General features: G+C 63.2%; 11 protein-coding genes and 1 pseudogene. 8 read left to right on the forward strand and 4 right to left on the reverse strand.

Features of this window, described 5'->3' with window-relative positions; genetic code table 11:
- Positions 1-124: 124 nt before the first annotated feature.
- The 4 genes and pseudogenes from BVER_RS31185 to map form a co-directional block, all read right to left on the reverse strand.
- A complete protein-coding gene (locus BVER_RS31185; protein WP_157055932.1) occupies positions 125-361 on the reverse strand; it encodes a hypothetical protein in 237 nt (78 codons plus the stop codon).
- 260 nt (positions 362-621) lie between these two features.
- Positions 622-2,403 (reverse strand): annotated as a pseudogene (locus BVER_RS36435) (pseudouridine synthase).
- 6 nt (positions 2,404-2,409) lie between these two features.
- Positions 2,410-4,992: a [protein-PII] uridylyltransferase gene (locus BVER_RS05260; RefSeq protein ID WP_050452385.1), complete on the reverse strand. Its 2,583-nt coding sequence runs from the start codon at positions 4,990-4,992 to the stop codon at positions 2,410-2,412.
- 82 nt (positions 4,993-5,074) lie between these two features.
- Positions 5,075-5,884: a type I methionyl aminopeptidase gene (gene map, locus BVER_RS05265; protein ID WP_050452386.1), complete on the reverse strand. Its 810-nt coding sequence runs from the start codon at positions 5,882-5,884 to the stop codon at positions 5,075-5,077.
- A gap of 437 nt (positions 5,885-6,321) precedes the next feature.
- Between map and rpsB the strand changes: the two genes are divergently transcribed.
- The 8 genes from rpsB to rseP all read left to right on the forward strand — a co-directional run bounded on the left by rpsB (position 6,322) and on the right by rseP (position 14,041).
- Positions 6,322-7,074, forward strand: coding sequence for a 30S ribosomal protein S2 (gene rpsB, locus BVER_RS05270; RefSeq protein ID WP_050452387.1), 753 nt, complete (start codon positions 6,322-6,324; stop codon positions 7,072-7,074).
- Between the two features lie 140 nt (positions 7,075-7,214).
- Positions 7,215-8,096: a translation elongation factor Ts gene (gene tsf / locus BVER_RS05275; protein WP_050452422.1), complete on the forward strand. Its 882-nt coding sequence runs from the start codon at positions 7,215-7,217 to the stop codon at positions 8,094-8,096.
- Between the two features lie 261 nt (positions 8,097-8,357).
- A complete protein-coding gene (gene pyrH / locus BVER_RS05280; protein WP_050452388.1) occupies positions 8,358-9,071 on the forward strand; it encodes a UMP kinase in 714 nt (237 codons plus the stop codon).
- 112 nt (positions 9,072-9,183) lie between these two features.
- Complete coding sequence (gene frr, locus BVER_RS05285; protein WP_050452389.1) at positions 9,184-9,744, forward strand: ribosome recycling factor; 561 nt, start codon at positions 9,184-9,186, stop codon at positions 9,742-9,744.
- A gap of 82 nt (positions 9,745-9,826) precedes the next feature.
- Positions 9,827-10,609 (forward strand): polyprenyl diphosphate synthase, encoded by a 783-nt coding sequence (uppS, locus tag BVER_RS05290; protein WP_050452390.1) that lies wholly within the window; start codon positions 9,827-9,829, stop codon positions 10,607-10,609.
- The gene (locus BVER_RS05295; RefSeq protein WP_050452391.1) at positions 10,603-11,415 is read left to right on the forward strand and encodes a phosphatidate cytidylyltransferase; all 813 of its coding nucleotides are present in this window, start codon (positions 10,603-10,605) and stop codon (positions 11,413-11,415) included. Before uppS ends, BVER_RS05295 begins: the two co-directional genes overlap by 7 nt.
- A 19-nt stretch (positions 11,416-11,434) precedes the next feature.
- Positions 11,435-12,655 (forward strand): 1-deoxy-D-xylulose-5-phosphate reductoisomerase, encoded by a 1,221-nt coding sequence (locus tag BVER_RS05300; RefSeq protein WP_050452392.1) that lies wholly within the window; start codon positions 11,435-11,437, stop codon positions 12,653-12,655.
- A 15-nt stretch (positions 12,656-12,670) separates the two neighbouring features.
- Positions 12,671-14,041, forward strand: coding sequence for an RIP metalloprotease RseP (gene rseP / locus BVER_RS05305; RefSeq protein WP_050452393.1), 1,371 nt, complete (start codon positions 12,671-12,673; stop codon positions 14,039-14,041).
- The last annotated feature ends 86 nt before the right edge of the window (positions 14,042-14,127 follow it).

The following is a 14,127-nucleotide window of genomic DNA, read 5'->3' on the forward strand; positions in this document are numbered from 1 at the left end:
TACTTCGATCGTCTTGGCATGCCTCGCCTCACATAACCTCAACTTCCCGAACCGCCCGGTGCGGACCCGCACGCCGGGTGGTGTGGCAGGGGACCGGCCAGCTTGCTGGCCGCCCCTATGCCGATTACGCGAACGACTTCGGGTTGCCGCTGATATCCGGCTGACGGAACAGCGCGACATGTTCAGGATTTGCCGATGCCTGGAGACGGCCGTCCGGCAGGCGCGCAATCACCATTTCGCCGACGCCGGGGCTCATCACGACGACTTCGTCGCGCAATGCGAGGAGGGTTTCGAGCCGTCGTCGGCCGCTCACGATCTCAAGACCGGTTCCCGTTTCACGAACGATGATCTCAACTGACATGGCGTTTCTCCTGATGCCGTTCAATGCGTGTGACCGCTGATTCGCGGCGCGGCGGAATTCGGATCATCCGCGCGCTTACCTGATTAACGGTCCGATGGCTCATTCTCTTTAACCAAAAAGCGGCCAAAATAAAATGGCGCGATCCGAACCGCGATCGCGCCAGTCTGAAACGTTATACAGTCATTTTTCCGCGACGCAGCACGTCGGGCGAGCAGCGTTCGGCCCGAACGTTCGGGCGTCAGGCCGTCGCTCCGGCCGCGTCAGAAGGTTTCGTCGTGTCCGAGATAACGCCACTGGCCCGGCGGAAGATCGCCGAGCGTGACGTGACTCATGCGGATGCGCTTGAGTCCGACGACATCGAGCCCGACCAGTTCGCACATCCGACGAATCTGACGTTTTTTGCCTTCGCGCAAGACGAAGCAAAGCTGTTCGCCGTTTTGCCAGCTGACCTGCGCGGTCTTGAGCGGCACGCCGTCGAGTTCGAGGCCGTGACGCAGCAGCGCGAGCTTTTCCGGCGCCAACTGGCGGTCGACGTCGGTCGTGTGCTCGCCGAGGCGCACGCGCACGAGGTACTCCTTGTCGACATCGGAATGACCGCCGATCAGTTGCTTGGCGATGCGGCCGTCCTGCGTCAGCACGAACAGACCGGTCGAATCGATGTCGAGTCGTCCGGCGGGCGCGATCGAGCGCAGATGACCCGGCGCGAAACGGATGCCCGAGCGGTCCTCGCTCCACTGATTCGCCGGATTGATCAGCGTGACGGCGGGTTCGTAGCCGTCCTCGGCCTGTCCGGAAACATAGCCGATCGGCTTGTGCAGCAGGATCGTGACGAGGCGCGCCTGCGCCGAATGCGCGGCGGGCAGAATCTGGATGTCCGCTTTCGGATCGATGCGCATGCCGAGCGTGTCGATCACCTCGCCGTCGACCAGCACCCAGCCTTTTTCGATCCACTCGTCGGCTTCGCGGCGCGAGCAAAGGCCGAGTCGGACATGACCTTCGACAGGCGAACGAGGCCGTCCTTGTGCGCGTGATGGGCGTGCGGGCGGTCGGTTTTGGTCGGCTTGTCTACGTGGGCGCGTGGTTCCTGGGTGGGGCGCTTTGCGGCGGTTGCGCGGTCGTCGCGTTGGAAGGGGCGACGGTCGTCGGTGTTGCGTTCGTTGCGTGCGCTGAAGTTACCGCGCGAGTCGTCGCTGCGAGAGAAAGAGCGTCGCTCATCACCGCCGCGTTCGTTGCGTCCGTCAAATCCTCCGCGCGAATCACCTTCACGCGGCTTGAACGGGCGACGTTCGTCGCCGCCACGTTCGCTGCGTGCGCCAAACCCTCCGCGCGAATTACCTTCACGCGACTTGAACGGGCGACGTTCGTCGCCGCCACGGCCGCCGCTCATCGCCGCCGCGTTCGCTGCGTGCACCAAAGCCGCCGCGCGAGTCGCCCTCGCGAGGCTTGAACGAGCGCCGCTCATCGCCGCCGCGTTCGCTTCGGGCACCGAAACTCCCGCGCGAATCGTCGCTGCGGGAGAAAGAGCGTCGCTCATCACTGCCTCGTTCGTTGCGCGCGCCAAAGCTGCCGCGTGAATCACCTTCACGCGGCTTGAACGGGCGTCGTTCATCGCTGCCGCGTTCGCTTCGGGCACCGAAACTCCCGCGCGAATCGTCGCTGCGAGAGAAGGAGCGTCGCTCATCGCCGCCGCGTTCGCCGCGCGCGCCGAAACCACCACGCGAATCGCCTTCACGCGGCTTGAACGGGCGTCGCTCATCGCCGCCGCGTTCGCCGCGTGCGCCGAAACCGCCACGCGAATCGCCTTCACGCGCCTTAAACGGCCGCCGCTCATCGCCGCCACGCCCACCAAACTCACCACGCGCTTCACCTTCACGTGCCTTAAACGGCTTCCCACCGCCGCCTTGCGGCCGTTCGGAACGTTCGGACCGCTCCGGCGGCGCTTCCGCACGCACAGGCTTGCGCCCGGTGGAACTGCCGGTACGCACCGGCGAACGCGTCGCCGAAGTCGGACGCGGATGTTTGGCTGTCAGTTTGACGCGCATAAATTCTCAGGCTGCGATCGCGCGCAGCAGTTCGGTTTCGACCTGGATCTGGGTGCGGTTGGACGACAAACTCTTGCCGTCGAGCAGGAACACGTCCTCGACGCGTTCGCCGAGCGTGTTGATGCGCGCCGCCTGCACGCCGATCCGGTGTTGCGCGAGCACGCGCGCGATGGAATAAAGAAGGCCCTGCCGGTCGTTCGCCGACACGGACAGGATGTAATACTGGCCACGTTCGTCGGGACGCAAATCCACCCGAGGCGTGACCGGAAAAGTCCGCACGAGCCGCGATACGCGACCCTTCGACGGCTCCGGCAGCAAGCTGTCGGCCGTCAGCAGCGAACTCAGTTGCTGTTCGACGAGATTGGCGATATCGCGATAACTGCCGTCGTGATCCGGATGAGCCACGAGGAAGTTATCGAGCGCGTAGCCGTGACGCGTCGTCGTCACGCGCGCATCGAGCACCGACAGGCCGCTCTTGTCGAAATAAGCGCAGATGCCGGCGAACAGATCCGGACGATCCTTCACGTAGACCAGCACCTGCAGCGCCGCGCCGATCGGCGAAGGCCGCGCCCGCACGATCGGCGTATCGCTTTCGACGTGGCGATACAGCACGCGCGTCTGCCAGGCGATATCGGCGGGATCGTGACGCAGGAAGTAGCCGACGTCGAGCTCGTGCCACAGCTTCTGCTGCGCGTTTTCCGGCACCGTCTCCAGCCGCAGCAGCGCGATCGCCGCTTCCTGCCGCGACTTCAGTTCCGAATGCGCGTCGGGCCGCGCGCCGCCGAGCACGGCGAGCGTCGCCCGATACAGATCCTCGAGCAGCTTGCCTTTCCAGTTGTTCCAGACCTTCGGACTGGTGCCGCGAATATCCGCGATGGTCAGCAGATACAGCGCCGTCAGCCGCCGCTCCGTCTTTACGATCGACGCGAAATGCTTGATGACTTCGGGATCGCTCGTGTCCTGTTTCTGCGCGACATGACTCATCGTCAGATGCTGCTCGACGAGCCAAACCACGAGATCGCTGTCTTCCGTGGCGATGTCGTGCTCGCGGCAGAAGCGGCGCGCATCGGCCATGCCGAGCGTCGAGTGATCGCCGCCGCGTCCCTTGGCGATATCGTGAAACAGCGCCGCCACGTACAGCACCCAGCGGCGATCGAAGTTGCCGATCAACTGGCTGCAGAACGGATACTCGTGCGCGTGTTCGGCGATGGCGAAACGGCGCAGATTGCGCAGCACCATCAAGATGTGCTGATCGACCGTATAGACGTGATACAGGTCATGCTGCATCTGCCCGACGATACGCCGGAAATTCAGCAGATAACGCCCGAGCACGCTCGTCTGGTTCATCAAGCGGAACGCGTGCGTGATGCCTTCGGGTTGCTTCAGAATCTCCATGAAGAGCCGGCGGTTTTCCGGATCGCGCCGCCAATTGCGGTCCATCAGGTCGCGCGCGTTGTAGATCGCTCGCAGCGTGCGCGCCGAAAAACCCTTGATGCCGCGCGTCTGTTCGTACAGCAAAAAGGCTTCGAGGATGGCGTGCGGCTCGCGTTCGAACACATCGTCGCGGGCGATTTCCAGCATCCCTTGCTTCTCGACGAAGCGCCCGTTGATCACGCGTGTGATGCCGCTCGTCGACGGGAAAAGCTGTGCTTCCGTGTTCTGAATCAGGATCGTCGCGAGCTGCGTGACGGCCTTGGCGGCCCAGTAATAGCGGCGCATCAGCTGCTCGCTGGCGCGCTTGGCGGCGGTCGCCTTGAAGCCGAAACTTTCCGCGAGCGGCGTCTGCAGATCGAAGACGAGAATGTCCTGCCGACGCTTGGCGATCACATGCAGGCGCGCGCGCAGCGTCTTCAGAAAGGCTTCGTTGCGGCGCAGTTCGCGCGCTTCGCGTTCAGTGATCAGGCCGCGCGTATCCAGTTCGCGCCAGGTGCTGCCGAAACCGGCCGCGCGCGTGATCCACAAGATGAGTTGCAGATCGCGCAGACCGCCCGGACTTTCCTTGACGTTCGGCTCCAGGCTATACGGCGTGTCCTGAAATTTCGCGTGACGCTGACGCATTTCCAGCACTTTCGCCTGGAAGAACGCGCGCGGATCGAGCGTCTCGTTGTATCGCGCGGAGAAGCGCTCGAACAGACGCATGTCGCCGCAAATGCGCCGCGCTTTCAGCAGCGACGTCTGCACGGTAATGTCATTCGCTGCCTCGCCGATGCATTGCTCGACCGAGCGCACGCTGCTGCCGATATCCAGCCCCAGATCCCACGCCATGCCGATAAAACGCTCGATGCGGCCGTTCAGTTCGGCATCGTCGGCGGGCGCGGAATCGGGCAGCAGCACGAGGATGTCGACGTCGGAATAGGGCGCAAGCTCGCCGCGCCCGTAACCGCCGACCGCGACCAGCGCGGCGTCTTCCGGCATCTCGCACGCGGCCCACGCTCCCTTGAGGGCGTCGTCGGTGGCGAGGGCGAGGGCGCGCATCAGCGGCTCGACGTTCGACGCCGTCTGGAAACGTTCGATCAACGCGGCTTTCTCCGCCTTGTAGACGTTGCGCAGCGATTCGACGGGCGTGGCGACGGCGACGGTGACGCTCATGAGATCGAAAAGTGGAAGGCGAAGGCGAGGAAAAGGAGCGGCGCCCGGCCATCGGGCCGCACGCCGGAGACGAACGCGACGATCAGGCCGTGGCCGCTATCAATTGCGACGGCGCTTGCGTGCCGGCGGAGACGGTCAGCACTTCATAGCCCGTCGGTGTGACGAGCACGGTATGTTCCCACTGCGCCGACAGGCTGCGATCGCGTGTCTTGACGGTCCATTGATCGGGCATGGTGCGGATTTCGCGGCGGCCGGCGTTGATCATCGGCTCGACGGTGAAAATCATGCCCGCCTGCAATTCGATGCCCGTGCCCGGACGGCCGTAATGCAGTACTTGCGGCTCCTCGTGGAACACCTGCCCGATACCGTGGCCGCAATATTCGCGCACGACGCTGTAGCCTTGCGATTCGGCATGCTTCTGAATCGCCGCGCCGATATCGCCGAGATGCGCGCCCGGGCGCACCTGATCGATGCCGAGCCACATGCAGTCGAAGGTCGTCTGCACGAGGCGCTTGGCCAGAATCGATCCTTCGCCCACGATAAACATGCGGCTCGTATCGCCGAAATAACCGTGCTTGATCACGGTGATATCGATATTCAGCGCATCGCCGTTTTTGAGCACCTTTTCGCCGGGAATGCCGTGGCAGATCACGTCGTTGACGGAAATGCAGGTGGCCTTCGGATAAGGCGGGTAGCCCGGCGGCTGATAATTGAGCGGTGCGGGAACCGTTCCCTGTTCCTTCACCATGAATTCGTGACAGAGCCGGTCGAGCGCTTCGGTCGTCACGCCAGGCGCGATATGCGGCGTGATGAAATCGAGCACTTCGCTGGCGAGCCGGCAAGCGACGCGCATCTGCGTAATATCGTGGTCGTTTTTCAGCGTAATAGACATGACTGTGCTCGAAAATGCGTGTGTGCGGCAGTGAGCCGCGAATTGCGCATTATCGCACCTTAGGAAAGGGGCCGCAGCGGGATTCTCGGGCTCGTGGCCGTGCCGCCGCCGGCGAAAGCCCGTTTTCGGGCGCATACGGGCAGCTTGAGCCGGTTAATCCTCACATGCTATACTCATAGACTAAGTCCTATTCCACACTGTACAGTGGTACACTGTCGTCACGATTTCGTCGGACAATCAATACAGAGCGAATACAGAGCGGATCGGGCTTAGGAAGTGAAGTCGCGCGAATGAAGTCGCGCGAATTAGGGTGTGATCACCCGTTCGCAAGTAACTGAAAGAAGCAATCGAAACTCAAGCCGGCAGCACCCAGGGTGTCTCGCGCTCAATGCGGGATGCGGCAGCCGGCTTAAGACCCAACCCTCGCAGAGAATTTCATGGCAGTCACGATGCGTCAAATGCTGGAAGCCGGTGTCCACTTCGGTCACCAAACGCGCTTCTGGAACCCCAAGATGGCCCCGTACATCTTCGGTCATCGCAACAAGATTCACATCATCAACCTCGAAAAGACCCTGCCGCTCTACAACGACGCGCTGAAGTACGTGCGCCAGTTGGCAGCGAATCGCGGCACGATCCTTTTCGTCGGCACAAAGCGCCAGTCGCGCGACACCATCGCTCAGGAAGCAGCGCGCGCCGGCATGCCTTACGTCAACGCCCGCTGGCTCGGCGGCATGATGACCAACTTCAAGACGCTGAAGGTGTCGATCAAGCGCCTGAAGGACATGGAAGCGGCGCTAGAATCGGGTAAAACCGAGCGCATGAGCAAGAAGGAAGCGCTTCTGTTCGAACGCGAAATGGTCAAGCTGCAAAAGTCGATCGGCGGCGTGAAGGATATGGGCGGCATTCCGGACGCGATGTTCGTCATCGACGTCGGCTACCACAAGATTGCTGTGGCCGAAGCCAAGAAGCTGGGCATTCCGGTCATCGCCGTGGTCGACACGAACCACTCGCCGGAAGGCATCGACTACGTCATCCCGGGTAACGACGACGCGTCGAAGGCCGTGTCGCTGTACGCCGAAGGCGTGGCCGACGCGATCCTCGAAGGCCGTGCCAACGCAGTGAACGACGTGGTTCAAGCCGTTCGCAGCGGCGAAGGCGACGAGTTCGTCGAGGTCAACGCAGAGGCGTAATCGAGTCTGCGGCCGACAAAAAAGGGGGCTTTGCGAAGGGCCCTTTTTTTTAGTCGGCGAAACGGCGTGATCCATTTTTCTGTCGCGGGCGTGGTTCAACATGCCGGCGGCACGTATCAAACAGACTCAAGGAGCAAATGATGGCGGCAATTACCGCAAGCATGGTGGCAGAACTGCGCGCGAAGACCGATGCGCCGATGATGGAATGCAAGAAGGCGCTGACGGAAGCCGACGGCGACATGGCGCGCGCGGAAGAACTGCTGCGCGTGAAGCTCGGCAACAAGGCGAGCAAGGCAGCATCGCGCGTGACGGCTGAAGGCATCGTGACGTCGCACGTCGAATGCGCCGTGGGCGCGCTGGTCGAACTGAACTGCGAAACCGACTTCGTGGCCAAGAACGACGAATTCCTGGCATTCGGCAAGACCATCGCCGAACTGGTTGCCAAGCACAACCCGGCCGATGTCGCCGCGCTGTCGGCGCTGCCGCTGGAAAGCTCGACGGTCGACGCCGTGCGTCTGGCGCTGGTCGGCAAGATCGGTGAAAACCTGTCGATCCGCCGTTTCGTGCGTTTCGAGTCGGCCAACAAGGTCGCGTCGTACCTGCACGGCACGCGTATCGGCGTGCTGGTCGACTACAGCGGCTCGGACGAGCAAGTCGGCAAGGACGTGGCGATGCACATCGCAGCAATGAAGCCGGTCTCGCTGTCGAGCGACGACGTGCCGGCCGACCTGATCGCCAAGGAACGCAGCATCGCCGAGCAGAAGGCCGCCGAATCGGGCAAGCCGGCTGAAATCGTCGCGAAGATGGTCGACGGTTCGGTTCAGAAGTTCCTGAAGGAAGTGTCGCTGCTGAACCAACCGTTCGTGAAGAACGACAAGCAGACCATCGAGCAGATGCTCAAGGCTGCCGGCGCATCGGTGCAGAAGTTCGCCATGTTCGTGGTGGGCGAGGGCATCGAGAAGCGTCAGGACGACTTCGCGGCAGAAGTGGCGGCGCAAGTCGCTGCGGCCAAGCAGTCGTAATTGCAGCGCTAAGCCAGCCTTAAGGCGCGTGTGCTGACATGACGCAGCGCCCGCGCTCGCAGGACCGAAGTACTCGCGGCGGATCTCCTCCGCCGCGCGCATGACGCAAACGGCTTCGCCAGGCACAGCGGGCGCGACAGATCGAGGGTTAACCCGACGCTGCCGCGCCCGCCGCCCGATGCGGTGCGCTTGCAGTAAATAATGTTTCACCCCTACAGTTCTACGTTGTTGCAACCCTCCTCGGCGCGATCGGAACCTCATATGCCCACAGCCTACAAACGCGTACTCCTCAAACTCTCCGGTGAAGCCCTCATGGGCGACGATGCGTTCGGCATCAATCGAGCAACAATCGAAAGGATGGTGGCGGATATCGCGGAAGTGGTGCGCCTCGGAACGCAGATGGCCGTCGTGATCGGCGGCGGCAATATCTTCCGCGGCGTCGCGGGCGGCGCGGCCGGCATGGATCGCGCGACCGCCGACTACATGGGCATGCTCGCCACGATGATGAACGCGCTCGCGCTGCAGGACGCCATGCGTCACGCGGGCATCGAAGCACGCGTGCAGTCGGCGCTGCGCATGGATCAAGTGGTCGAGCCGTACATTCGCCCGCGCGCCATCCGTCAACTGGAAGAAGGCCGCGTCGTGATTTTCGCGGCCGGTACGGGCAACCCGTTCTTCACGACGGATACGGCAGCCGCCTTGCGCGGCTCGGAAGTCGGCGCCGAAGTGGTATTGAAAGCGACCAAGGTCGATGGCGTATACTCCGCCGACCCGAAGAAGGACCCGAACGCGACGCGTTACACCACGATCAGCTTCGACGAAGCGATCGGCAAGAATCTGCAGGTGATGGACGCGACGGCCTTTGCGCTGTGCCGCGATCAGAAACTGCCGATTCGTGTGTTCTCGATCAACAAGGCCGGTGCGCTCAAGCGTATCGTGCAGGGCGACGACGAAGGTACGCTCGTCCACGTGTAAACTCTCGCGGTATCAGGCGGCGCGTGGCCGGCCCGAATGGGGCCGGCTTTGGCCAAGGGCATGCGCGGAACGCGTCGTTATCGCAAGTAAAACTCAGGTTTTGGAGGTTCAAATGAGTGTGGCTGACATTAAAAAGGGCGTCGACCAGAAGATGCAACGGTCGATCGAAGCATTCAAGGCCGATCTCGCCAAGATTCGCACGGGCCGCGCCCACACGGGCCTGCTCGATCACATCCAGGTCGACTACTACGGCTCGAACGTGCCCATCTCGCAAGTCGCGAACATGACGCTCGTCGATGCGCGCACGATCGACGTGCAGCCGTGGGAAAAGAAGATGGTCGCCGTCATCGAGAAGGCGATCCGCGAATCGGACCTCGGTCTGAATCCGGCGACGCAGGGCGATCTGATCCGCGTGCCGATGCCCGCGCTGACGGAAGAACGCCGCCGCGAACTGACGAAGGTCGTCAAGGGCGAGGGCGAAACCGCCAAGGTCGCCGTGCGCAATCTGCGCCGCGACGCCAACGATGCGCTCAAGAAGCTCGTCAAGGACAAGGAAATCTCGGAAGACGACGAGCGTCGTTCGAGCGACGAAGTCCAGAAGCTGACGGACAAGTTCGTCGCCGAAATCGACAAGCTCGTGCAGACCAAAGAAGCCGAAATCATGACGGTGTGAGGCCGTTGAGACGGTTCCGCCAGCCGCGTTTCTATACAGTCGGCTGGCTCTCACATCCTCCCGATTACAAGATTCAGCGGCCATGACCTATACCAGCTCCACCGTTACCGTGCCCGATATCGCAGCCGTCCCGCGTCACGTCGCGATCATCATGGATGGCAACGGCCGTTGGGCGACCGAGCGGCGCCTGCCGCGCGTCGCCGGTCACACGCGCGGCGTCGACGCGGTCCGCGCGACCGTCGAAAGCTGCGCTCGGCGTGGCGTCGAATTCGTCACGCTTTTCGCGTTCAGTTCCGAAAACTGGCGTCGTCCGCACGAGGAAGTCTCCTTCCTGATGCGGCTGTTCGTCACCGCGCTCGAGCGCGAAGTCGGCAAGCTGCACGCCAACGGCATCCGTCTGCGCGTGGTTGGCGACATCGCCATGTTCGACGACAAGATTCGCGCGGCCATCAACCGCGCCGAGACCAAGACCGCGCGCAACACGCGTCTGACGCTTACCATCGCCGCCAACTACGGCGGGCGCTGGGACATCATGCAGGCGACCAAGAAGCTGATCGCCGAGTCGCTCGAAAAGGGCGTGCCGGCGCGCGTGGACGACAAGTCCTTCGCCGAGCATCTGTGCATGGCCTACGCCCCGGAGCCGGATCTTTTTATCCGTACCGGCGGCGAGCAGCGCATCAGCAACTTCCTGCTGTGGCAGCTCGCGTACACCGAGTTCTATTTCACTCCCGCTTACTGGCCGGACTTCGACGCCGCGGAACTCGATCGCGCGATCGCGTCGTATGGCGGCCGTGAGCGCCGTTTCGGGCGCACCAGCGCGCAACTCGCCTCCCAATCGCAGAAGGCCGACACCCTTTCATGCTAAGAACCCGTGTCATCACGGCAATCGTCCTGCTGGCAGTACTCGTCCCGGTCACGCTGTTCGCGCCGATCGGAGCGTTCGGAGCGCTGATCGGTTTCGTCGTGGTGTTCGCCGCCTGGGAATGGGGGCGGCTGCTCAAGCTCAACGGAGCAGGGCCGGTCGCGTATGCGCTGGTCGCGGGCGTCGCGCTGATCCTCAGTGGGTTTCTCGGCATCGAATCGCGTCCGCTGTATCAGATGGCGGCGATTTTCTGGGTGCTGGCCGGGCCGTACGCGCTGCTGTGCAAACCTACGTTGTCGGCCGGCGCGTGGCGCGCGTTTCTGCTGTTTGCGGGCATCATCGTGTTTCTGGCGTGCTGGCATGCGGTCGTGGATGCCCGCGCGCGCGGCGTGGCTTTCGTGCTATCGCTTCTGCTAGTAGTCTGGCTGGCTGATATAGGCGCATACTTCGCCGGAAAAGCGCTCGGCCGCCACAAGCTCGCTCCGTCGATCAGCCCGGGCAAGACCTGGGAAGGCGCGCTCGGAGGCTGGCTCGCCGTCATCGTGATCGGCGCGCTCGCCGCCTCCACCGGTTTTTATGCGCCCACCGTGTTCACGGCGTTCGTCGGGCATCTCGGCTGGGATCGCGCTTTTGTCGCGCTGACCGTGCTGGTCGTATTCAGCGTCGTCGGCGACCTGTTCGAGTCGCTTCTGAAGCGCCAGGTGGGCCTCAAGGATTCGAGCGGTCTGCTGCCCGGACACGGCGGCGTGCTCGATCGCATCGACGCATTGTTGCCTGTATTGCCGATCGCCTTGCTGCTGCTCGGCTAAATCGGCCAGAGAAGAATTTATGCAAAAACGTCTTACTTTGCTCGGCTCCACGGGCTCGATCGGCGATAGCACGCTCGACGTCGTGGCGCGGCATCCGGACCGGTTTTCGGTTTATGCGCTTACCGCGCATCGCAACGGCGACAAGCTGGTCGCGCAATGCCTGCGGTTCCAATCGGAAATCGCCGTCGTCGGCGATGTGCAAACGGCCGAACGCGTCGCGTCGGCGCTGCGTGCGCAAGGCTGCAAGACCGAGGTGACGCACGGGCCCGACGCGCTGGTCGACGTCGCGCGGGCGTCGCAGTGCGATACGGTGGTCGCGGCCATTGTCGGCGCGGCGGGTCTCGCGCCTACGCTTGCCGCCGCGCGCGCCGGCAAGCGCATTTTGCTCGCGAACAAGGAAGCGCTGGTGATGTCCGGCCAGATCTTCATGGACGCGGTGCGCGACCATGGCGCCATCCTGTTGCCGGTCGACAGCGAACACAACGCGGTGTTCCAGTGCCTGCCGCCTTGCGCGGACAAGGAAGCGAAACTGCACGGCGGCGTGTCGAAGATCATTCTGACGGCATCCGGCGGCCCGTTCCGCACGCGCGAGCCGTCGACGCTCGTCGATGTCACGCCGGACGAAGCCTGCAAGCATCCGAACTGGGCGATGGGCCGCAAGATTTCCATCGATTCCGCGACCATGATGAACAAGGGCCTCGAAGTGATCGAAGCGCACTGGCTGTTCGATCTGCCGGGCTCGCGCATCGAGGTGCTGATTCATCCGCAGAGCGTGATTCATTCGATGGTGTCGTACGCCGACGGCTCGGTGCTCGCGCAGCTCGGCAATCCCGACATGCGTACGCCGATCGCGCACGCGCTGGCGTTTCCGGATCGCGTCGATTCGGGCGTCGCGCAACTCGATCTCGCGCAGATCGCACAACTGACGTTCGAAAAGCCCGATTTCGAGCGCTTTCCGTGTCTCGCGCTGGCCATTCAGGCGCTGGAGGCGGGCGGCATCGCGAGCGCGGCGCTCAATGCGGCGAATGAGATCGCGGTGGAGGCGTTCCTCGAACGCCGCATCGGCTTCATGGCGATCGGCGAAGTCGTGGATCGCGTGCTGAACGCCCTGCCGAACACCGGCGCCGGCACGCTCGAAGACGTGCTCGCCGCCGATTCGAACGCGCGTCGTCTTGCAACCGGTATCGTCGCCGGGCTGACCGCGAGCGCGCCGAGCGTCCAACCCATAGCCCATTCATAGCCCATCGAGGCCGTCATGAACTTTCTGACCGAAATCGTTGCCTTCGTCGTTGCGATTGGCGTGCTCGTCGTCGTGCATGAATTCGGTCATTACAGCGTCGCGCGAATGTGCGGCGTGAAGGTGCTGCGTTTTTCCGTCGGCTTCGGCAAGCCGCTCGTGCAATGGACGAGCAAGAAGACGGGCGTCGAATGGACGATCGCTTCGCTGCCGCTCGGCGGTTACGTGAAGATGCTCGACGAGCGCGAATCCGAGGACGGCATTCCCTCCGAGGACCTGCCGCGCGCCTTCAACCGGCAGTCGGTATTCAAGCGCATCGCGATCGTCGCGGCCGGGCCGATCGCCAACTTTCTGCTGGCGATCGCGCTGTTTTCGGCGGTGTTCGCGGGCGGCGTGACCGAGCCGGCGGCCATCGTCTCCGCGCCCGCGCCGGATACCGCGGCGGCGCGGGCGGGCTTCGAAGGCGGCGAACAGATTCTGTCGATGCGCGATGCCTCCGGCGGCGAATCGCACGCGATCCGTTCGTGGTCCGATCTGCGCTGGAAACTGCTCGATGCGTCGTTCGATCATCGCCAGGTCGTGCTGACGGCGAAGACGCACGACGGCGCGTATGACTTTCCGGTGAACGTCGCGGGCATCACCGATGCCGACGCCGAACAGGATTTCATGGACAAGCTCGGCTTTACGCCGGGCGGCGGCACGCTGACGGTGGCGGGTATCGAGGCGGGCAGCGCCGCGCAGAAAGGCGGGCTCGCGGCCGGCGACAAGCTGCGCGCGATCGACGGCCGTCCGGTCGACAACGCGACGAGTTTCATCGACTACGTGAAGGGCCACGGCGGCAAGCCGGTCACGCTGACGGTCGAGCGCGGCGGCAAGAGCGACGCCATCACGATCACGCCCGAACTCAAGCGCGATGCGTCGAGCGGCAAGGATATCGGCCGGATCGGTGCGGCGCTGGCGAATCAGCTGCCGACCGTCGACGTTCGCTACGGCCCGTTCGAAAGCCTGCGGCTGGGCGTGAATCGCACCTGGGACATCAGCACGTATTCGCTGCGCATGTTCGGCCGCATGATCACCGGCGAGGCGTCGCTCAAGAATCTCTCCGGTCCGGTCACGATCGCCGATTACGCGGGCAAGAGCGCGCGGCTCGGTCCGACCGCTTTCATTTCCTTTCTGGCGCTCGTCAGTATCAGTCTCGGCGTGTTGAACTTGTTACCGATTCCGGTATTGGACGGTGGTCATCTGTTATATTATTTGGTTGAGGCCGTAACCGGCAAAGCGGTGTCCGATCGCTGGCAGCTGGTTCTGCAACGGGCGGGTCTGGTCTGCATCGTCTCGTTATCGATGATCGCCCTGTTCAACGACTTCGCTCGCCTGATCCGTTTTTGATCCACGTTGACAAATTCTGGCGTCGCTCATGGTGTATGTCATGGGGCGGCCGCCGGAACGAATGCAGCTTTACATACTGGGGAAGC

Origin of the sequence: Candidatus Burkholderia verschuerenii (genome assembly GCF_001189365.1) — a bacterium.
Lineage (GTDB): Bacteria > Pseudomonadota > Gammaproteobacteria > Burkholderiales > Burkholderiaceae > Caballeronia > Caballeronia verschuerenii.

Coding starts and splice junctions, on each gene's coding strand:
- BVER_RS31185 (WP_157055932.1), bottom strand. CDS start 361: ATGTCAGTTGAGATCATCGTTCGTGAAACGGGAACCGGTCTTGAGATC.
- BVER_RS05260 (WP_050452385.1), bottom strand. CDS start 4,992: ATGAGCGTCACCGTCGCCGTCGCCACGCCCGTCGAATCGCTGCGCAAC.
- map (WP_050452386.1), bottom strand. CDS start 5,884: ATGTCTATTACGCTGAAAAACGACCACGATATTACGCAGATGCGCGTC.
- rpsB (WP_050452387.1), top strand. CDS start 6,322: ATGGCAGTCACGATGCGTCAAATGCTGGAAGCCGGTGTCCACTTCGGT.
- tsf (WP_050452422.1), top strand. CDS start 7,215: ATGGCGGCAATTACCGCAAGCATGGTGGCAGAACTGCGCGCGAAGACC.
- pyrH (WP_050452388.1), top strand. CDS start 8,358: ATGCCCACAGCCTACAAACGCGTACTCCTCAAACTCTCCGGTGAAGCC.
- frr (WP_050452389.1), top strand. CDS start 9,184: ATGAGTGTGGCTGACATTAAAAAGGGCGTCGACCAGAAGATGCAACGG.
- uppS (WP_050452390.1), top strand. CDS start 9,827: ATGACCTATACCAGCTCCACCGTTACCGTGCCCGATATCGCAGCCGTC.
- BVER_RS05295 (WP_050452391.1), top strand. CDS start 10,603: ATGCTAAGAACCCGTGTCATCACGGCAATCGTCCTGCTGGCAGTACTC.
- BVER_RS05300 (WP_050452392.1), top strand. CDS start 11,435: ATGCAAAAACGTCTTACTTTGCTCGGCTCCACGGGCTCGATCGGCGAT.
- rseP (WP_050452393.1), top strand. CDS start 12,671: ATGAACTTTCTGACCGAAATCGTTGCCTTCGTCGTTGCGATTGGCGTG.